Here is an 18,423-nt window from a genome sequence, read left to right as displayed (position 1 = left end):
GTGGAGCTGCTCGAGGCGATCCGCCGCCGCCGCACCACCAACGGCCCCTTCCTGCCCGACCCGGTCTCGGTGGAGCACCAGCGGCTGCTCATGGAGGTCGCCGGGCGCGCGCCGTCGCAGCTCAACAGCCAGCCGTGGCGCTTCGTCATCGTCGAGGAGCGCGCCACGATCGAGGCGATCGCCGACATCAGCGGCGAGTCGATGACCACGGCGATGTCGAACGGCACGTTCTTCGAGCGGTACAAGCCGTACTTCCGCTTCTCGGCCGCGGAGATGGAGGCCACCCGCAGCGGCATGCTCTTCGACCGGCTGCCCGCACCGCTGCGCCCCTTCACCAGCCAGGTCTTCACCCGCCGCGGCCAGCGGATGATGAACGCCCTGCGCGTGCCCCAGACCCTCGGCCGCGACAACCGGGCCCTGGTGGCCGGCTCCCCGCTGCTGCTGGGCGTGATGCTCGACCGCGCCGAGCACCGCCCGGGCGAGCTGAGCGCCTTCTACTCGCTGTTCTCCATGGGCGCCGCGATGGAGAACGTGTGGCTGACCACCACCGAGCTCGGCCTCGGCATCCAGTTCGTGTCCTTCCCCATGGAGGTCCCCGGCGCCTGGCCGAGGATCGAGGCGCTGCTGGAGGTGCCGCCGGAGCTGGAGCTCATGGCCGTCTACCGGATCGGGTACCTGCCGGCGGAGCAGCGGCGCCCGAGCATCGACTGGTCCAGCTCCCAGCGCCGCCTGCCCTCGCAGTACGTCTTCCGGGGCACCTGCGCGACGCCGCAGACCGGCTGGGACGACTGATCCCGTGACCGCGCCGCAGCTGGACTTCCGGCCCCTGGGCCGCGACGACTTCGGCACGCTCTCCCGCTGGCTCGCCGAGCCGCTGGTGGCGCGCTGGTGGGACGACGACGCGTGGCCCGAGGCCCTCGAGCGCGACTTCGGCCCCTGCATCGACGGCCGCGAGCCCACCGAGGTCTTCGTGGTCAGCGCGGACGGCCGCGAGTTCGGGCTGATCCAGCGCTACCCGGTCGCCGCCTACCCCGAGGACCTGGCCGAGCTGTCGACGGTGCTGCCCGTGCCACCGGGGGCGCTGAGCATCGACTACTTCATCGGCGAGCCCGACGCCCGCGGCCGCGGTCTCGGCGCAGCGATGATCGCCGCCTTCGTGGCGCGCACCTGGGCGGCCTGGCCCGACGCCGGCGAGGTCCTCGTGCCGGTCGCCGCTGGCAACACCGGCTCGTGGCGGGCCCTGGAGCGCGCCGGGTTCACCCGCGCCGCCGAGGGCGAGCTCGAGCCGGACAACCCCCGCGACCCGCGCGACCACGTCGTCTACCGCCTGCGCCGCCCCGCGCCCTGAGGAGCCGCGACGGCCCGAGGGGCTGCCGCGGTGGCGGGCTGCCACCATCGCGCCATGGACGTCACCGTGAAGGACAACGGGCAGGACCGCTACGAGGCGCTGACCGCGGACGGCGAGGTGGTCGGCTTCGCCGCCTACGCGCGCGACGGCGACCGCATCGTCTTCCCCCACACCGTCGTCGACCCCGAGCACCAGGACCAGGGCATCGGCAGCGCCCTGGCCACCGCGGCCCTGGACGACGCCCGCGCGCAGGGCCTCGCCGTGGTGCCGGCGTGCGAGTTCTTCTCCGCCTTCCTCGCTGACCACCGCGAGTACGCCGACCTCGTCGCCGAGGGCTAGGCGCGCTGCGCGACGGCGAAGATCCGCCGGAACGGCAGCACCGTGCCGTGCGGCTGGCGCGGGTGGGCCTCGCGCAGCGCCGCCGCGTACTCGGTGAGGAACGCGGCCTGCTCACCCTCGTCCAGGACCGGCAGGACCGGGCGCAGCGCGGTGCCCCGGGTCCACTCCAGGACGGCGTCCTCGCCCTCCAGCAGGTGCAGGTACGTGGTCTCCCAGACGTCGACGGCCAGGCCCAGGCCGGCCAGCGCGGCGAGGTAGACCCCCGGCTCGTGCACCGCGAGCGCCCGGTCGGCCCCCTCGCCCACCCGCTCGCGCCAGCGGGGGCTCAGGCGCAGGTCCGCCAGGAGGGTGTGGCTGGGGCTGGCGAAGTTGGCCGGCACCTGGAACGCCAGCCAGCCTCCCGGCGCCACGGCGTCCACCAGGGCCGGGAGGAGGTCGAGGTGGTCGGGCAGCCACTGCAGCGTGGCGTTGGAGAGCACGACGTCCGCCGGCTGCGGCGGCCGCCACGTGCGCAGGTCCGCCTCGACGAAGCCCAGGCGCCCGGGCACGGCCCGCTCCCCGGCGGCGGCGATCATCTCCGGGGAGCTGTCCACGCCCGTGACGACGGCGCCCGGCCAGCGCTGCAGGAGGGTCGCGGTGCGGTCGCCGGGGCCGCAGCCGAGGTCGACCACGGTGCGCGGCGCCTCGGCGCGCACCTGCGCGAGCAGGTCGTCGAACGGGCGGCCCCGCTCGCGGGCGTAGCGCTGGTAGACGTCGGGGTCCCACACGCCGCTCAGCCTGCCACCGGCCGCTCGAGCACGAGCTCCAGGCCGTCGACCTCGTCGACCTGCTCGCCGACCGGGACGAACCCGGCGCGGGCGAGCACCGCGAGGGAGGCGGCGTTGTCGGGGCTGGCGCTGGCGCGCAGGGCCCGCACGGCCGGCTCGGCCGCCGCGCGCGCCAGCAGGGCCGCGAGCAGCGCGTGGGCCCACCCGCGCCCGCGGACGCGGGGGTCGACGGCGTAGGCGACCTCGACCGTCCCGGTCTCGTCCGGCGGCCCGTGGAAGCCGGCGTGACCGACGACGCCCTCGGGCCCGGCGAGCGCGGCGCGCACCACCCAGGCGGCGCTGGGCGGGTCGGCCGCGACCTGGTCCCGGCGGACCGGCCACAGCCAGCGGACCTCGTCGGAGACGAGCCACGGGGTCAGCGCCACCCCGGCGGCGGCGCTGGCGCGCGCCAGGTCGCCGTCGGCGAGCGCTGCCAGGGCCGGCAGCGGCAGGGGGACCAGGGTCACGGGCGGCGGGTCGGTCGGCGTCACGGACCGGGATGCTCGCGGGTCCCGGGCGCGGCGTCCAGGCCGTTCCTGGCTAGCCTCGCCGCCGTGGGAACGCTGATGGCGCGCGCCCTCACCGCGGCGGAGGCCCGCGAGGTCGCGGGCTGGGCCTACCCGCCGCCCTACGACGTCTACGACGTCGGCCCCGCGGGCGCGGCGCTGCTCACCGCCCGCTCGCCGCAGGGCGAGGGGTACTACCCGTGCGTGGACGGCGCCGGCCGGGTCGTCGCGTTCTGCGTCTTCGGGGCCGAGGCGCGCGTGCTCGGGCAGGAGGCGGTGGCCGGCGTCCTGGACGTCGGGGCGGGCGTCCACCCCGACCTGACCGGCTCGGGGGTGGGCACGGCGCTCCTCCCGCAGGCGGTGGCGCTGGGTCGTGGCCTGTTCGCGCCGACGGCCCTGCGCACCGCGGTCGCCGTCTTCAACGAGCGCTCCCTGGCCCTGTGCCGTCGGGCGGGCCTGACCCCGGTGCGCGACTTCGCCGGCCCGGGAGGGCGCCCCTTCCGCGAGCTGGCACTGGCCCTGGACTGACCCGACGATGGGCCGGTGACCTCCGCAGCCGCCCCCGCCCGTCCTGGCACGGCCGTCGTCACCGGCGCGTCGTCCGGCATCGGCGCCGCCTACGCCGAGAACCTCGCGGCCGCCGGGCACGACCTGGTGCTCGTGGCCCGGCGCGCGCACCGGCTCGAGCCGCTCGCCCGGGGCCTGTCCGCCGCCGGTGCGCAGGTGGAGGTGCTCGTCGCCGACCTCGCCGCCGCCGGAGACCGGGCCGCGGTCGCCGAGCGCGTGGCCCGCCCCGACGTCGCGCTGCTGGTCAACAACGCGGGCATCAACGGCTACGGCCCCTTCGACGCCGTCGACCCGGCCGTGCTCGCCCAGGTGGTCGAGCTCAACGTCACCGCACCGACCCTGCTCGCCCGCGCGGCGCTGCCCGGGATGCGCGAGCGCGGCCGCGGCGCCGTCGTCAACGTGGCGTCGCTGCTGGCCCTCGCCGGCTCCCTGCCGCCGGACCCGCTGCCCGCCCGCGCCGTCTACGCCGGCACCAAGGGCTACCTCGTGACGTTCACCCGCACCCTCGCCGCCGAGCTCGCCGGCAGCGGGGTGAGCGCGCAGGTGGTGTGCCCGGGCTACACCGCGACGGAGTTCCACCTCGGGTCGGGCCTGGAGCCGGTCGCGGAGGGCGCGGAGGACGTCGTCGGGCACTCGGCCGCCGCGATGCCGGCGCAGGACGTCGTCATCGCCTCGCTCGCGGCGCTGGCCCGCGGTGAGGTCGTGTGCGTGCCGGGTCTGGCCGACCCCGCGGCGGTCGAGCGCCTCGTCGAGGCCGAGCTGGGCGTGCGGGCCGGGAGCGGCCCCCGCCTGGCCGAGCGGTACCGCGCGTGAGCGGGCCGGGTCGCGTCCCGGCCGTCGTGGCGCGGGGCGGCGCTCACCACGGGCCTGCAGCCCCCGGCGCCCCGCCGCCTACCGTGTCGCCGGTGGACACCCGCGTCGCCGCCTACGCCGTCATCGTCGAGCCCCGCGGCATCCTGCTCGCGCACTGGAACGAGGCGGGCCGCACCGGCTGGACGCTGCCCGGCGGGGGCATCGACCCCGGGGAGGACCCCGCCGACGCCGCCGTGCGCGAGGTGCTCGAGGAGACCGGCTACGACGCCGTCCTCGACGAGCTGCTCGGCATCGACTCCCACGTCGTCCCCGCCGAGCACCGGATCCGCTCCGGCCGGGGGCCGCTGCACGCCCTGCGCGTCGTCTACCGCGCGCACGTGGTCGGCGGGACGCTGCGCGACGAGGTCGGCGGCACGACCGACACGGCGGCCTGGGTGCCGCTGGAGCAGGTCGACGACCTGGACCGCGTCGGGCTGGTCGACGTCGGGCGGGCCCTCGCCGGCCTGCGCTGAGGCGGCAGCCCTCAACGCGCCGCCGGCGCGTCGACGCCCCCGGGCTCCCAGAGCTGGACGGCGTTGCCCTCCGGGTCGTGCAGGTCGGCGAACCGGCCGTTCGGGTACGCCTCGGGGTCGACCGCCACCGCGATCCCCGCGGCGCGCAGCTGCGCCACCATCGCGTCGAGGTCGCGCACGCGGAAGTTGATCGCCCACGACCGCCCGGGCCCGAGGTGCTCGGTGCCGGCGGGCATCGCCGCGAGCACGGTCGGCCCGGCCTCCTGCTGCCAGGAGGTGCCCCCGTACGACTCCGGCACCGGGTCGACCCCCAGGTGCTCGGCGTACCAGCGCGAGGCCGCGTCGGGGTCCGCGGCCGCGAAGAAGAACCCCCCGATGCCCGTCACCCGCTCCACGACCGCCTCCTCGCCCCGCGGGCCGCGCCTGTCGCGCGGCCGACCCGCCGAGCCTGCCAGCCGGTGGGGCGGCGCACCAGGGCCCGGCCCGCGTCTGCCGTCCAGGGCCTCACGCGGGCCGCGGTGGAGGTGCCGCCCTGAGGCGCCCGAGCGCCGCGGCGAGCAGCAGCAGCCCCCACACCGCGAACCACGGGTCCCACAGCGCCGTGTGCCAGCGCAGCGCGCGCGGGTCGGCGACCGGCCCGAGGACGCCCGTGAGCGCCACGGCGCCCGCAGCGGTCACCACCGCGCCGTAGAGGGCCAGGAGGACCCCGACCGCCAGGGCCAGCCGGCCCGTCGCACGCCGCGGCGGACGCCGTCCCCGTGGCTGCGCGAGGGCGAGGGCCAGCAGGGCGCAGGCCACCTTCGCCAGGACCACGACCGCCGCCGCTGCCACCGCCGTGGGCCCGCCCCGCTCGGCGGCCTCGGCGACCGCGCCGCCGACGGTGTCGAGCAGGGCCGTGCCGCCCAGCGCCCAGTACAGGCTCACCGCGGCGTGGGCGAGCGCCAGCCCGGCCGCTCCGAGCGCGAACGGCCGGGCGAGGCGCGCGAGCACGTCAGAGGTACTGGCCGGTGCCGTTGACGGTGTCGATGGCGCGGCCCGGCTCGGTGCCGGACTTGCCCTGGACGATCGTGCGGATGTACGTGATCCGCTCGCCCTTCTTGCCCGAGATCCGCGCCCAGTCGTCGGGGTTGGTGGTGTTGGGCAGGTCCTCGTTCTCCTTGAACTCGTCCACGCAGGCGTCGAGCAGGTGCTCGATCCGCAGCCCGCGCTGGCCCAGGGTGAGCAGGTCCTTGATCGCCGACTTCTTGGCGCGGTCGACGATGTTCTGGATCATCGCGCCGGAGTTGAAGTCCTTGAAGTACAGGACCTCCTTGTCGCCGTTGGCGTAGGTCACCTCGAGGAACTGGTTCTCCTCGGTCTCGGCGTACATCCGCTCCGCGACGCGCTGGATCATCGCCTGCACCGTCGCCGTGGGCGACCCGCCGTTGGCGGCCAGGTCGTCCGGGTGCAGCGGCAGGTCCGGGGTCAGGTACTTGGCGAAGACGTCCCGCGCCGCCTCGGCGTCCGGCCGCTCGATCTTGATCTTCACGTCGAGGCGGCCGGGCCGCAGGATCGCCGGGTCGATCATGTCCTCGCGGTTGGAGGCGCCGATGACGATGACGTTGTCCAGGCGCTCGACGCCGTCGATCTCGGCGAGCAGCTGCGGCACGATCGTCGTCTCGACGTCCGAGCTCACGCCCGAGCCGCGGGTGCGGAACAGCGACTCCATCTCGTCGAAGAAGACGATGACGGGGGTGCCCTCCCCGGCCTTCTCCCGGGCGCGGGCGAAGATCAGCCGGATGTGGCGCTCGGTCTCGCCGACGTACTTGTTGAGCAGCTCCGGGCCCTTGATGTTGAGGAAGTAGCTGCGCACCTCGCTCAGCCCCTGGCGCTGCGCGGCCTGGGTGGCCAGGGAGCGCGCGACCGCCTTGGCGATGAGCGTCTTGCCGCAGCCGGGCGGGCCGTACAGCAGGATCCCCTTGGGGGCCTTGAGGCCGTGCTCGCGGTAGAGCTCGGGGTGGGCGAAGGGCAGCTCGACGGCGTCGCGGATCGCCTCGATCTGCGGGCCGAGGCCGCCGATGTCGGTGTAGTCGATGTCGGGGACCTCCTCGAGCAGGAGCTCCTCGACCTCGGCCTTGGGGACCTTCTCGAAGACGAGCGAGGAGCGCGGGTCGAAGTTCAGGGCGTCGCCCACGCGCAGCTTCGCCGCCTGCAGCGGGGCGGCCAGGCGCACCACGCGCTCCTCGTCGGCGTGCGCGAGCACCAGGGCCCGCCCGTCGTCGAGGACCTCCTTGAGGGTGACGACCTCGCCGATCCGGTCGAAGCCGCCGGCGGCCACGACGACCATCGCCTCGTTGAGCAGCACCTCCTGCCCGTGCCCGAGGTCGGCGGGGGAGACCGCGGGGCTGACGGCGACCCGCACCTTGCGCCCGGCCTGCACGACGTCGGCGGTGCCGTCCTCGTGGAAGGCCAGGAAGGTGGCGTAGCCGCTGGGCGGCTGGGCGAGCCGCTCGACCTCGGCCTTGAGCTCGACGAGCCGGGCCCGGGCCTCGGTGAGCGTGCGCACCAGCCGGTCGTTCTGCGCGGTGGACGCGCTGAGCTGGCGCTGCAGGTCGGCGGCCTGGTCCTCCAGGGCGCGCAGCCGCTGCGGGGACTCGGCCAGGCGCCGCCGCAGCACGGCGAGCTCGTCGCGGAGGCCCTCCAGGACGCGGCGGTCCGCGGGCTGGCCGGAGCTGGAGTCGAAGTCGTGCTGGGACACAGTGCACCTCCCGGAGCCCGCCGGGCGGGCCCGTGTCGATCCGTGCTCGACCCTAACCCGCGGGGGTGCCGCCGGAGTCGGTGGACCCGCTCGCGGCCTCGGCGGTGCGCGCGGCCTCCTTCGCGGCCCGGCGCACCTTGCGGTCCGAGACCGGCCGCTCGCCGACGCCCTCGGCGTCCCACGCCAGCGCCTCCACGGGGTCGCCGCCCTCGCCCGAGGCGTCGAGCGAGCCCACCGGGTCGGCGGGGTCCGCCCACGGCGAGACGAGCACGCCCTCGGCGTCGGCGTTGCCCTTCGCCGGGCGGCGGCGGCGCTGCGGCGGCGCGACGCCGTCCGCGAGCCGGCGGGTGGTGAGCAGGAAGCCGGTGTGCCCGACCATCCGGTGCTGCGGGCGCACCGCCAGGCCCTCGAGGTGCCAGCCGCGCACGAGCGACTCCCAGGCGGTCGGCTCGGTGAAGCGGCCGTCGGCGCGGGCGTCCTCGGCCAGGCGGGAGAGCTGGGAGGCGGTGGCGACGTAGGCGATGAGGACGCCGCCGGGGGCCAGCGCGCCGGCGACGGCGTCCAGGCACTCCCAGGGGGCGAGCATGTCGAGGACGACGCGGTCGACGGACGCGGGTGCCTCGTGCTCGGGCAGGGCCTCGGCCAGGTCGCCGACGGTCACCGTCCACGCCGGGTGCGGGGCGCCGAAGAAGGCCTCGACGTTGCTGCGGGCGATGTCGGCGAAGTCCGCGCGCCGCTCGAAGGAGTGCAGCGAGCCGCCGTCCCCGACCGCCCGCAGCAGCGACATGCTCAGCGCGCCCGAGCCCACCCCGGCCTCGACGACCCGGGCGCCCGGGTAGATGTCGGCCATCGCGACGATCTGCCCGGCGTCCTTGGGGTAGACCACGGCGGCGCCGCGCGGCATCGACAGCACGTAGTCGGCCAGCAGCGGGCGCAGGGCCAGGTACTCGATGCCGGCGGTGCTGGCCAGCACGGTGCCCTCGGGCGCGCCGATGAGGTCGTCGTGGGCGAGGTACCCGCGGTGGGTGTGGAACTCCTTGCCCGCCCCGAGGGTGATGGTGTGCAGGCGCCCGCGCGGGTCGGTCAGCTGGACCCGGTCGCCGGCGCGGAACGGGCCCCGCCGCGCGGCCGCCCCCGTGGGGTCGGCGGCGGGGGCCGGCGTCGGCTCGGGAGAGGAGGGGGACGCGGAGTCCGGGGGTGCCACGGGCGAGGAGTCTAGGAGCGCTGCGCGGCGGCCCGGCGCGCGCGGGGGCCCATGACGGCCGCCACGACGTCGCTGGCGCGCAGGATCCCGGTGACGGCGCCGCCGGGCTCCTGGACCACCCACTCCTCGGCCGGCACGTCGCTGAGGGCGCGCAGCAGGTCCTGCCCGGCCATCCCCGGCGCGACGACGGCGCCCGCGGGCAGGGCGCGGGCCGCCGAGGCGGCGATGACGCCGTCCCGCCGGGCCAGCGGGACGTCGGCCACGGCCACCGGGTCGAGCACCGCGATCGGCTCGCCGGTGACCCCGGTGAGCACCACGGGGGTGCCCTCGCCGGCGCGGGCGCTGGCCGCGAGCGCCTCGGTGAGGGAGGAGCGGGCCGGCACCGAGACCGCCGGGCGGGCCAGGGCGGCGACCGTGGCCGAGGGCGCGCGGCGTCGGATGCGGGCGCCCTGCAGCGCCGCGCCCGCGCTCGCCCACAGCAGCGCGCCCAGCACGCCGGCCCAGACGACCGTGAACCAGGAGAGCGGCGCACCGCGCAGCAGGGGCAGGCCGATCGCCACGAGCGGGACGCCGATGGCCACCGCGCGTCCCACCCAGCCCGCGGCGACGGTGCCGAGGTCGCGGTCGCCGCTGGTGCGCCAGACGACGGCCTCCAGCAGGCGCCCGCCGTCCAGCGGCAGCCCGGGGAGCACGTTGGTCAGGGCCACGAACCCGTTGGTGATCCACAGGGCGGTCAGCAGCAGGTGTCCCAGCGGCGCGGGGTCGGCGGCGGCGTCCGCGCCCCAGGCCAGCACCGCCAGGACGCCGTTGGAGGCCGGTCCGGCGACCGCGATCGCGAAGCTGCGCCCGGGCGTCGCGACGTCGTGCTCGAACTGCGTGTGCCCGCCCCACAGGGTCAGGACGATCCGGCTGGCGGGGATGCCGAAGGCCCGCGCGGTCAGGGCGTGGGCCAGTTCGTGGACGAGCACCGACAGGCACAGCAGGAGGGCGTAGCCGAAGGCCACGAGGTAGGCGGCGGGGCCGATCCCGGGCTCCGCGCGCACGACGAGCGGCGCGAAGGTGAACGTGATCACCGCGGCGATGACGAACCAGGAGCGGGCCACCAGCACCGGCACCCCGAGCAGGGTCCCGACCCGCATCCCCTCCGAGCGCACCGGCGCCTCGCCCTCGTGCTGCTCCGTCGCGCTCACCCGTCCAGGGTACGGGCCGGACTGTCGGTGCCCGGGCCTACCGTTGGTGCCATGTCCTCCCCGAGCACGCCGCTGGCCCCCGCCCCGCGGCAGCGGACGCGCCCGAGCCGGGGCACCGGGCCCTCGCTGTCCCCCTCCCGCGCGTCGGACTTCGTCCAGTGCCCCCTGCTCTACCGCTTCCGCGTCGTCGACAAGCTGCCCGAGCCGCCGAGCCCCGCGGCCGTGCGCGGCACCGTCGTCCACGCCGTCCTGGAGCGCCTGTTCGACCTGCCCGCCGCCCAGCGGACGCCGGCCGCCGCCGCCGAGCTGCTCGCGCCGCAGTGGCAGGAGCTGCGCGAGAGCGAGCCGGAGCTCGCGGACCTCTTCGACGACGCCGCCGAGCAGGAGTGGCTGACCTCCGCGGCCGCCCTCATCGACCGCTGGTTCTCCCTCGAGGACCCCACCCGGCTCGAGCCTGCCGAGCGCGAGCTGCTCGTCGAGGTCGACCTGGAGTCCGGCCTGCGGCTGCGCGGGTACGTCGACCGGCTCGACGTCTCCCCCGCCGGTGACCTGCGGGTGGTCGACTACAAGACCGGCCGCTCCCCGGGCGAGGGCTTCGAGGCCAAGGCGCTGTTCCAGATGCGCTTCTACGCCCTCGTGCTGTGGCGGCTGCGCGGGGTCGTGCCGGCGATGCTGCAGCTGGTCTACCTCGGCGACGGCCAGGTGCTGCGCTACTCCCCCACCGAGCCCGAGCTGCTGGCCACCGAGCGCAAGGTCGAGGCGCTGTGGCAGGCGATCGCCCGGGCCACGGAGACCGGTGACTGGCGCCCGCGCCGCAGCAAGCTGTGCTCCTGGTGCGCCCACCAGTCGCTGTGTCCGGTCTTCGGTGGCACTCCGCCGCCGCTCCCGGGTGCCACACTGTCCGCCGACTGACCCCGCCGCGCAGCCTCGCCCAGCGCCGCTCGAGGACGACGGCGCCGGTCGGGTGGCGCGTGTCCGGCGGAGGAACTCAGGAGGGCTGTTCGGGTGGAACGCTCCAGGACGCGCCCTCCCCGGCCGATGATCCCCTCGTGAGCAGTCGGCAGACCAGCCGTTCGCGGGGCGCGCAGCGACACGCCCCGCGATCGAGGCGACCCGCCGTCCTGACGGCGAACCCGGCCATCTCGGTGCTCAGCGGCTGGCTGTTCGTCGCCACCGGCGCCCTGGTCATCGCGAGCACCTTCACCACCTCCGGCGTGGCCGGGCGCGACCTGCTGGCCGTGCGGCTGGTCAACCTCGTCGCCCTGCTCGCCGGCGTGTACATGCTGGCGCGCCGCCGCGCGGCACCGCCGTGGCTGCCCCACGTGGTGACCTTCGGCGGCGTCCTGCTCATCACCACGGCGCTCATGGCCTCCGGCGGGGGCGTCAGCGCCGTCGCCTACGCCTCGGTCTACTGCCTCGCTCCGGGGTACGCCTTCCTCATCCTCCCGCGGCGCGCCGCGGTGCTGCACATGGTGGCCACGGTGGCCGTCGGCGCCCCCGCGCTGGCGCTGCAGCCCGGCGTGGGCCGGGCAGAGCAGATCGTCATCTGGGGCGTGGCCCTGCTCCTGGGGGCGGTGGTGGGCTGGCTCGCCCGGGCCCTGGAGCACGCCGAGGCCGACTCCCTGACCGGCCTGGCCAACCGCCGCGGGGTCGAGCGGGCGCTGCAGGAGGCGATCGCCTCCACCGGGGACGGCGGCCGGCTGTCGTTCGCGGTGCTCGACGTCGACCACTTCAAGGCCTTCAACGACGACCGGGGCCGCCCCGCCGGCGACCGCCTCCTGGTCCAGATCGCCGCGGCGTGGGCGCCGCTGGTGCCCGCCGGGGCCACCCTGGGCCGGATGACCGCCGACGAGTTCGGCCTGGTCCTGCCGGGGATGACCGCGGACCGCGCCAGCGACCTCGTGGCGCAGCTGCAGCGCGAGCTCGTGGCCGGGGCGACCTGCTCGGCCGGCGTGGCCGCGCGCGAGCCCGCGGAGTCCGCCTCCATGCTCGTCGCCCGCACCGACTCCGCCCTCTACAGCGCCAAGCGCGACGGCCGCGCCCGGGCCCACCAGCACCCCGGCGCGGGGCGCGACGGCCGCGCGGTCCTCGAGGCCCTGGCGCGCCGGGAGTTCGTCGTCCACTACCAGCCGATCGTCGACCTGCGCTCGGGGGCGACCGTGGCCGCCGAGGCGCTGGTGCGCTGGCAGCACCCCGACGGCGGCCTGCTCCCGCCGGTGGACTTCCTCGCCGACGCCGAGCACTCCGGCGCCATCGTCGAGCTCGGCTGCTGGGTGCTCGAGGAGGCGTGCCGGGAGGCGGCGTCCTGGACGCCGGTGGACGGCGTCCTGCCCTACGTGACGGTCAACGCGAGCGGCCGCGAGCTGCAGGACCCCGCCTACGCCGCGACCGTCTCGGAGGCCCTGCGCGTCAGCGGCCTGCCCCCGCAGCGCCTGGTGCTCGAACTGGTCGAGAGCCACTACGACATCGAGTCGGTGCACCTGGCCGGCAACCTGCACCGGCTGCGGGCCATGGGGGTGCGCACCGCCATGGACGACTTCGGCGTGGGCTACTCCAGCCTCCACCGCCTGCGGCGGGCCGGGGTCGACATCCTCAAGATCGACCGCTCCTTCACCGCCGACATCACGGGAGCCGAGCAGGAGGCGCCCCTGGTCGCCGCGATCCTCGCCATGGCCCGCGCGCTGGGGCTGCGCGTCGTCGCCGAGGGCGTGGAGACCGAGGCCCAGGCCCGCTGGCTCACCGACAACGGCTGCGACTGCGCCCAGGGGTGGCTCTTCGGCCGCCCCAGCGCGGTGCTCCCGACCACCGCCGCGCGCTGGTCGCGCTCGGCGCCCTAGGCCCCCACCAGCACGCTCGGGACGCGCTCGGGGCACGCTCCGCCACGCGTGCCAGGGGCTCCGATGTCCGGGCTGGCCCGATCAGGGGGGTTGCCCACCGCAACGACCGCCCGTGGGGCAAGATCGTCGCGGCCGGCGTCGACCCCCTGGCCTGAGGAGTGAGCGAGCATGGTCCTGCGGCCCACGACCGACGACCGCATCCCCGCTCAGCCCGCGCCCCCCTCCCCCCTCGACCTCTCGCTGAGCCTGCCGGTCGTCGCCGCACCGCCGGTCGAGGTACCCGGCGTCGAGCTGGTCGAGGAGGTCATCGACCTCACCACCGGCGTGCGCCACCGCACCCTCGCCGTCGACGACGGCCCGGCGTCCGCCGACCGCCCGCAGGTCCTGGCCGACTTCGCCGAGCAGGACGCGCTCCTGCGCAAGAACCCCCACTGGCGCGCCCCGGAGGTCGTCGCCGGGGAGCTGGTGCTGCACAACGAGGTGTCCCGGTGGTTCTACCGGTCCGCGGCGATGCGGGAGTGGCGGCGAGAGCTCGTGCCGGGTGCCAGCGCCCTGTACCCCGTGCAGCGGCCGTTCGAGCCCCGCCTGCCCTCGGGCGCGGCCGTCGACGCCCTCGCGCACAGCATCTTCACCGACTGCCTCGACTCGATCGGCATCCGCACCCGCGCGCAGGTGCTCCGCGCGGTGGTGCAGCAGGCGTCGCAGGACGCGCCCGAGGGCGCCGGCCGCGCGGCCTGGGTGAGCCTGGCGTGCGGCGCCGCCGTGCCGGTGCTCGACGCCGTGGCGGCGCTGGAGGGCACCCCCGGCGCCGACCCGCACCTGCACCTCGTCGACCTCGACCCCGCCGCCCTCGTCTTCGCCCGCCGGCTCGCGACCGAGCGCGGCCTCGTCGAGGGCGGGGACTTCAGCCTGCTCGAGCGCGACCTCGTGACCGGCGTGGTCGCCCGCGACCGCCTCGTCGACGAGCTCGGGGAGGCCAGCGCCTCCGTCGTCGACGCCGTGGGCATCTTCGAGTACTTCCGCGACGCCGCCTGCGTGCGCCTGCTGCGCAACGCCTACCGCCTGCTGCGCCCCGGCGGCGTGCTCGTGGTGGCGAACATGCTCGCCGACCGCCGCGAGCTGCAGATGAACCAGCGCGGCATCGGCTGGCCGCGGCTGTTCCCGCGCAGCAGCGACGAGCTCGTCGAGCTGGTCCGCCTCGCCGGCCTGCCGCTGGCGCGCACGACCGTGAGCACCCCCACCGACGGGATCTACGCCGTGGTGGACGTCAGGCGCTGACCGTCGCCGCCGGGTCGCCGGCGCGCTCGGAGGCGGTGATCCGGCCGTCGCGGATCTGCTCGGCCCAGTGGCAGGCGACGGTGTGCCCCGGCGCGAGCTCGCGCAGCACCGGCACCTCGTCGTCGCAGCGGGTCGCCTGCCGGAACGGGCACCGGGTGTGGAAGCGGCAGCCCGAGGGGGGGGTCGCCGGGCTGGGCAGGTCGCCGGCGAGCAGGATCCGCTCCCGCTGGTCCTCCACCACCGGGTCGGGCACGGGGATCGCCGACATCAGCGAGATCGTGTACGGGTGCAGCGGCTGCTCGTAGAGGTCGTCGCTGGGCGCCTGCTCCACGATCGAGCCCAGGTACATCACGCCGACCGTGTCGCTGATGTGCCGGACGACGGCCAGGTCGTGGGCGATGACGACGTAGGTCAGCCCCAGGCGCTCCTGCAGGTCCTCGAGCAGGTTGATCACCTGCGCCTGCACCGAGACGTCGAGCGCGGAGACCGGCTCGTCGGCCACGACGAGGTCCGGCTCCACGGCCAGCGCCCGGGCGATGCCGATCCGCTGGCGCTGGCCGCCGGAGAACTCGTGCGGGTACTTGGCCGCGGCCGAGGCGGGCAGGCCGACGAGGTCGAGCAGCTCGCGCACCCGGGCGTCGCGGGTGGCCCCGCCGCCGCGGCCGGTGCCGGCCAGGCCGTGCGCCACGAGCGGCTCCACGATGAGGCTCTGCACCGACTGGCGCGGGTCGAGGCTGGCCATCGGGTCCTGGAAGACCATCTGCATCCGCCGCCGCAGCTTCCGCAGCGGCTCGCGGCCCAGCGCCCGCACGTCGGTGCCGTCGAAGACGACCTCCCCCGCGGTCGGCTCGGTCAGGCGCAGCACCGCGCGCCCCAGCGTCGACTTCCCGCACCCGGACTCCCCCACCAGGCCCAGGGTCGTGCCCCGCACGACGTCGAGGTCGACGCCGTCGACGGCCCGCACCGGCGCCCCTCCGCGGCCGAGCAGCCCGCCGCGGCCGGGGTAGTGCACCTGGAGCCCCCGCACCCGCAGCAGGACGTCGTCCCCCGGCGCCGGCCGGGCGGCCACCTGCTCGCTCACCGCGGGCCTCCCTCGTCGTGCTCGTCGTGGTGGTCGTGCTCGTCGTGGTGGTCGTGCTCGTCGTGGTGGTCGTGCTCGTCGCGCTGGTCGTGCGGCACGGGGTGCACGCAGCGCATGAGGTGACCGCCGACGGCGGCCTCCTCGGCGGTCGAGCCGTGGCCCGCGCCCGTGCCCGCCCCGGTGCCGGCGGCCACGGCGGCCCCGGCGCCCGGCTCACCGCCGGGCACCAGGGCGAGGTCGCCGCTGAGGCAGGCGTCGTCCCCGGCGGTGCAGCGCGGGGCGAAGGCGCAGCCGCGCGACCACGGCAGCACGTCGCGCGGCGTGCCCGGGATCGGGGTCAGGCGCTCCTGGCGGGGGCCGTCCAGGCGCGGCACCGAGGCCAGCAGGCCGGCGGTGTAGCGGTGCCGCGGCCGGGCGAACAGCTCCCGCCGCTCGGCCCGCTCGACCACGCGGCCGGAGTACATCACCGTGACGTCGTCGCACACGCCCGCGACCACCCCGAGGTCGTGGGTGATGAGCAGCATCGCCGTGCCCTGCTCGCGCACGAGGTCGCGCAGCAGCTCCACGACCTGGGCCTGGATGGTCACGTCGAGCGCGGTGGTGGGCTCGTCGGCGATGAGCAGGCGCGGGCTGCAGGCCATCGCGATGGCGATCATCACGCGCTGGCGCATCCCACCGGAGAGCTGGTGGGGGAATTCGCGCACCCGCCGGCGCGGGTCGGGGATGCCGACCCGGCCGAGGAGGTCCACCGCCTGCTCCTTCGCGGCGGCGCGCGAGGCCCCGGTGTGCCGGCGCAGCACCTCGGTGATCTGCAGCCCGACCGGCACCACGGGGTTCAGCGACGACATCGGGTCCTGGAAGACCATCGCGACGTCCTTGCCGCGCAGGTCGGCGAGCCGCGAGCGCGGCATGGTCAGCAGGTCCTCGCCGTCGAGCAGGGCCTGGCCGCTGACCTGCGCCCCGCGGCGGGGCAGCAGCCCCGTGACGGCGAGGGAGGTCACCGACTTGCCGCTGCCGGACTCCCCCACGAGGCCCAGCACCTGCCCGGCGCGCACGTCGAAGGAGACGCCGTCCACGGCGTGGACCGGCGCCCGGCCCCGCCGGGTGAAGGTCACCCGCAGGTCGCGCACGGACAGCAGCGGCGGGGCGCCGGCTGCGGGACGGGCCGCGGGGGCCGCCACCGGGATCGCGGTGCTCATCGGCGCCCCTCCAGGTCGGTGCTCATCGGCGCCCCTTCGGGTCGAGGGCCTCGCGCAGTGACTCGCCGAGCAGGGTGAAGCCCAGCGCGGTCACCGCGATGCAGGCGCCGGGCAGCAGCGCCAGGTGGGGGTCGGACTCCAGCCGCGGCTGTGCGCGCACGAGCAGGCGCCCCCACTCGGCCACCGCCGGGTTGGCGTCGCCGAGCCCGAGGTAGGACAGCGCCGCCACCTCGATGATCGCGGTGCCGAGGACGAGGGTCGCCTGGACGATCACCGGCCCCAGGGAGTTGGGCAGCAGGTGGCTCATCACCACCGTGCGGTGGCGCAGCCCGAGGGAGGTGGCGGCCAGCACGTAGTCGGCGGAGCGCTGCGCCAGCATCGAGCCGCGCAGCAGCCGGGCGAAGATCGGCACCTGGGCGACGGCGATGGCGATCATCACCGACGTGCCGTTCTGCCCGAGGACCGCGGCGATGCTGATCGCCAGCAGCAGGCTGGGGATCGAGAGCATGAGGTCGACCACGCGCATGAGCAGGGTGTCGACCCAGCCGCCGAAGGCGCCGGCGAGGACGCCGAGGACCATCCCGGCGGCCAGCCCCAGCCCGGTGGAGACCACGCCGATGACCAGCGACTGGCGGGCCCCGTAGACGAGCTGGGTCAGCAGGTCGACCCCGGAGGAGTCCAGGCCGAGCGGGTGGCCGGGCGAGGGCCCCGGCACCGAGGACGGCGTCACGCCGCTGCCGGGCATCGAGCGCCCCGGCGCGTAGCCCGCGAGGAGCGGAGCGGCGAGGGCCACGGCGACGAAGAGGACGACGAGCACGGCGCCGGTGATCGCGGCCGGGTCGCGGCGCAGCCGGCGCACGGCGCCGCGCACGAGGCTGACGCCGCCCTCCTCCTCCGCGACGCCGAGCGCGGTCGCGGGCGCCAGGCCGGGGGCGCCGGAGCTGGGCGGGGGCGCGATGGCGGTCACGAGACCCTCACTCTCGGGTCGATGACGCCGTAGAGGACGTCCACGACGAGGTTGACCAGCGCGTAGATCAGCGCGATGAAGAGGATGTAGCCCTGCAGGACGGCGTAGTCGAGCTGGCTGATCGCCGTGAACAGGTAGCTGCCGATCCCGTTGATGGCGAACACCGACTCGGTGAGCACCGCCCCGGACAGGAGCAGCCCGGTCTGCAGGCCGATCGTGGTGACCACCGGCAGCAGCGCGTTGCGCAGCACGTGCCGGGTGCGCACCACCCGCTTCGCCAGCCCCTTGGACTCCGCCGTGCGCACGAAGTCCTCGCCGAGCACCTCGAGCACCGAGGCGCGGGTGATCCGCACGATGATCGCCAGCGGGATGGTGCCCAGCGCCAGGCCGGGCAGGACGAGGTGCACCAGCGCGTCCCAGGCGGCGTCCCACTCGCGGGTCAGCAGGCCGTCCAGGACGTAGAAGTCGGTCACGTGCGTGGCGTCGATGCGCACGTCCTGGCGGCCGTCGGTGGGCAGCCAGCCCAGCCACTGCGCGAAGACGAGCTTGAGCAGGTAGGCGAGGAAGAACACCGGGATCGTCACGCCGAGCAGCGAGCCGCCGACGGTCAGCGCGTCGAGCCAGCGCCCGGCCGAGCGCGCCGCCAGGTAGCCCAGGGGCACCCCGAGCCCGACGGCGAAGACCAGCGCCGCGACGGTGAGCTCGATGGTGGCCGGGAAGCGGGTGAAGAAGCTGGAGACCACCGGCTCGCCGGTGTAGCCCGAGGAGCCCAGGTCGCCGGTGAGCACGCGGCGCAGGTAGATGCCGAACTGCACGAGCAGGGGCTGGTCGAAGCCGTAGAGCGCGTTGACCTGCTCGATGCCGGCCGGCGTCGCGCGCTGGCCCAGCAGCGCCCGCGCCGGGTCGCCCGGCAGGGCCCGGACCCAGGCGAAGAGCAGCACGAGGAGGCCGGCGAGCACCGGCACGACGAGCAGCAGCCGGCGGAGGATGAAGCGGAGCACCCGGTGTGCCTCCTGCGTGCGGTCCGGTCGGGTGGGCG

General features: G+C 76.2%; 20 protein-coding genes. 9 read left to right on the top strand and 11 right to left on the bottom strand.

Going from position 1 to position 18,423, the window contains the following annotated elements; all coding sequences use genetic code 11:
* Genes AC5FZL_RS02335 through AC5FZL_RS02325 form a run of 3 tightly spaced genes read left to right on the top strand, consistent with a single transcriptional unit; the run spans position 1 to position 1,687 of the window.
* Positions 1–792 carry a nitroreductase family protein gene (locus tag AC5FZL_RS02335; protein ID WP_493616955.1) on the top strand — a complete coding sequence of 264 codons (792 nt, stop codon included), beginning with the start codon at positions 1–3 and terminating at the stop codon, positions 790–792.
* A gap of 4 nt (positions 793–796) precedes the next feature.
* The gene (locus AC5FZL_RS02330) at positions 797–1,348 is read left to right on the top strand and encodes a GNAT family N-acetyltransferase (RefSeq protein WP_493616954.1); all 552 of its coding nucleotides are present in this window, start codon (positions 797–799) and stop codon (positions 1,346–1,348) included.
* A gap of 54 nt (positions 1,349–1,402) precedes the next feature.
* Entirely contained in the window at positions 1,403–1,687 is a 285-nt protein-coding gene (locus tag AC5FZL_RS02325; RefSeq protein ID WP_493616953.1) for a GNAT family N-acetyltransferase, read from the top strand.
* On the opposite strand, the gene AC5FZL_RS02320 is transcribed toward AC5FZL_RS02325, so the two are convergent.
* Together AC5FZL_RS02320 and AC5FZL_RS02315 are read right to left on the bottom strand one after the other, a co-directional pair.
* The gene (locus AC5FZL_RS02320; RefSeq protein ID WP_493616952.1) at positions 1,684–2,454 is read right to left on the bottom strand and encodes a trans-aconitate 2-methyltransferase; all 771 of its coding nucleotides are present in this window, start codon (positions 2,452–2,454) and stop codon (positions 1,684–1,686) included. The two genes, AC5FZL_RS02325 and AC5FZL_RS02320, sit on opposite strands and share 4 nt — an antisense overlap.
* A gap of 5 nt (positions 2,455–2,459) precedes the next feature.
* Positions 2,460–2,984: a GNAT family N-acetyltransferase gene (locus AC5FZL_RS02315; RefSeq protein WP_493616951.1), complete on the bottom strand. Its 525-nt coding sequence runs from the start codon at positions 2,982–2,984 to the stop codon at positions 2,460–2,462.
* Between the two features lie 63 nt (positions 2,985–3,047).
* On the opposite strand from AC5FZL_RS02315, the gene AC5FZL_RS02310 reads away from it, so the two are divergent.
* From AC5FZL_RS02310 to AC5FZL_RS02300, 3 genes are all read left to right on the top strand, one after another.
* Complete coding sequence (locus AC5FZL_RS02310) at positions 3,048–3,527, top strand: GNAT family N-acetyltransferase (RefSeq protein WP_493616950.1); 480 nt, start codon at positions 3,048–3,050, stop codon at positions 3,525–3,527.
* 15 nt (positions 3,528–3,542) lie between these two features.
* Positions 3,543–4,379 (top strand): SDR family NAD(P)-dependent oxidoreductase, encoded by an 837-nt coding sequence (locus AC5FZL_RS02305; RefSeq protein WP_493616949.1) that lies wholly within the window; start codon positions 3,543–3,545, stop codon positions 4,377–4,379.
* A 92-nt stretch (positions 4,380–4,471) separates the two neighbouring features.
* Positions 4,472–4,891: an NUDIX hydrolase gene (locus AC5FZL_RS02300; protein ID WP_493616948.1), complete on the top strand. Its 420-nt coding sequence runs from the start codon at positions 4,472–4,474 to the stop codon at positions 4,889–4,891.
* A gap of 11 nt (positions 4,892–4,902) precedes the next feature.
* Here the strand turns inward: AC5FZL_RS02300 and AC5FZL_RS02295 are convergent, their stop codons facing one another.
* From AC5FZL_RS02295 to AC5FZL_RS02275, 5 genes are all read right to left on the bottom strand, one after another.
* Positions 4,903–5,286, bottom strand: a complete 384-nt coding sequence (locus AC5FZL_RS02295; RefSeq protein WP_493616947.1) for a VOC family protein — start codon at positions 5,284–5,286, stop codon at positions 4,903–4,905.
* Positions 5,287–5,395: 109 nt separating this feature from the next.
* Positions 5,396–5,881: a DUF3995 domain-containing protein gene (locus AC5FZL_RS02290; RefSeq protein WP_493616946.1), complete on the bottom strand. Its 486-nt coding sequence runs from the start codon at positions 5,879–5,881 to the stop codon at positions 5,396–5,398.
* A 1-nt stretch (position 5,882) separates the two neighbouring features.
* Positions 5,883–7,574: a proteasome ATPase gene (gene arc / locus AC5FZL_RS02285; RefSeq protein ID WP_493616977.1), complete on the bottom strand. Its 1,692-nt coding sequence runs from the start codon at positions 7,572–7,574 to the stop codon at positions 5,883–5,885.
* A 106-nt stretch (positions 7,575–7,680) separates the two neighbouring features.
* The gene (locus AC5FZL_RS02280; protein ID WP_493616945.1) at positions 7,681–8,832 is read right to left on the bottom strand and encodes a tRNA (adenine-N1)-methyltransferase; all 1,152 of its coding nucleotides are present in this window, start codon (positions 8,830–8,832) and stop codon (positions 7,681–7,683) included.
* 11 nt (positions 8,833–8,843) lie between these two features.
* Positions 8,844–10,022, bottom strand: coding sequence for a site-2 protease family protein (locus AC5FZL_RS02275; RefSeq protein WP_493616944.1), 1,179 nt, complete (start codon positions 10,020–10,022; stop codon positions 8,844–8,846).
* 51 nt (positions 10,023–10,073) lie between these two features.
* Between AC5FZL_RS02275 and AC5FZL_RS02270 the strand changes: the two genes are divergently transcribed.
* The 3 genes from AC5FZL_RS02270 to AC5FZL_RS02260 all read left to right on the top strand — a co-directional run bounded on the left by AC5FZL_RS02270 (position 10,074) and on the right by AC5FZL_RS02260 (position 14,137).
* Positions 10,074–10,934, top strand: coding sequence for a RecB family exonuclease (locus AC5FZL_RS02270; RefSeq protein ID WP_493616943.1), 861 nt, complete (start codon positions 10,074–10,076; stop codon positions 10,932–10,934).
* Between the two features lie 137 nt (positions 10,935–11,071).
* Positions 11,072–12,859: a putative bifunctional diguanylate cyclase/phosphodiesterase gene (locus AC5FZL_RS02265; protein ID WP_493616942.1), complete on the top strand. Its 1,788-nt coding sequence runs from the start codon at positions 11,072–11,074 to the stop codon at positions 12,857–12,859.
* Positions 12,860–13,027: 168 nt separating this feature from the next.
* A complete protein-coding gene (locus tag AC5FZL_RS02260) occupies positions 13,028–14,137 on the top strand; it encodes a class I SAM-dependent methyltransferase family protein (RefSeq protein ID WP_493616941.1) in 1,110 nt (369 codons plus the stop codon).
* On the opposite strand, the gene AC5FZL_RS02255 is transcribed toward AC5FZL_RS02260, so the two are convergent.
* Genes AC5FZL_RS02255 through AC5FZL_RS02240 form a run of 4 tightly spaced genes read right to left on the bottom strand, consistent with a single transcriptional unit; the run spans position 14,127 to position 18,385 of the window.
* A complete protein-coding gene (locus AC5FZL_RS02255; RefSeq protein ID WP_493616940.1) occupies positions 14,127–15,218 on the bottom strand; it encodes an ABC transporter ATP-binding protein in 1,092 nt (363 codons plus the stop codon). The two genes, AC5FZL_RS02260 and AC5FZL_RS02255, sit on opposite strands and share 11 nt — an antisense overlap.
* A complete protein-coding gene (locus AC5FZL_RS02250; protein ID WP_493616939.1) occupies positions 15,215–16,417 on the bottom strand; it encodes an ABC transporter ATP-binding protein in 1,203 nt (400 codons plus the stop codon). The genes AC5FZL_RS02255 and AC5FZL_RS02250 overlap by 4 nt, the downstream gene beginning before the upstream one ends.
* A gap of 22 nt (positions 16,418–16,439) precedes the next feature.
* Positions 16,440–17,384, bottom strand: coding sequence for an ABC transporter permease (locus tag AC5FZL_RS02245; RefSeq protein WP_493616938.1), 945 nt, complete (start codon positions 17,382–17,384; stop codon positions 16,440–16,442).
* Positions 17,381–18,385 carry an ABC transporter permease gene (locus AC5FZL_RS02240; RefSeq protein WP_493616976.1) on the bottom strand — a complete coding sequence of 335 codons (1,005 nt, stop codon included), beginning with the start codon at positions 18,383–18,385 and terminating at the stop codon, positions 17,381–17,383. The genes AC5FZL_RS02245 and AC5FZL_RS02240 overlap by 4 nt, the downstream gene beginning before the upstream one ends.
* Positions 18,386–18,423 lie beyond the last annotated feature (38 nt).

This window comes from Quadrisphaera sp. DVD1, assembly GCF_058932755.1.
Note: the sequence above shows the minus strand (reverse complement) of the source record. Positions and strands in the feature narration are given on the sequence as shown.